A 327-nucleotide genomic window follows, 5' to 3' on the forward strand; every position below is an offset into this window, starting at 1 on the left:
CTGTTCGTCCTTGTCCACCAGCCCTGCAATCGGCTCCAGGCTCCAGGGCGGGCGGGCGTCTTCCAGCATGCCGGCACGAATCTGTTCGACGAAGACCACGCGGTCGTTGACCGGGTCGTAGGGCAATACGCCTACAGCATCGTGACGGACATGCACCTCGCGCTGGATCACATCGCTCCAGCCACCGTTGAAACGCTGGTGGCGGAATTCGCGCTGCTCGAGGCGAAAGAAGCCGTCCTGCAACCCCCTGGCTTCGACCAGTTCGACATCATCATGTGCGAAGGCCTGTTGCCCTGCGACGTGCTCTTGTTGCTCGCTCATGCATCC

At 62.1% G+C, this 327-nt stretch carries 1 pseudogene; it reads right to left on the reverse strand.

Annotated features, from left to right (window positions below):
• Positions 1-327, reverse strand: a pseudogene (locus R0J88_RS19270) (hypothetical protein); the annotation flags it as partial.

The sequence above is a fragment of the Pseudoalteromonas sp. SIMBA_162 genome (assembly GCF_046535955.1).
Classification (GTDB): domain Bacteria; phylum Pseudomonadota; class Gammaproteobacteria; order Enterobacterales; family Alteromonadaceae; genus Pseudoalteromonas; species Pseudoalteromonas marina.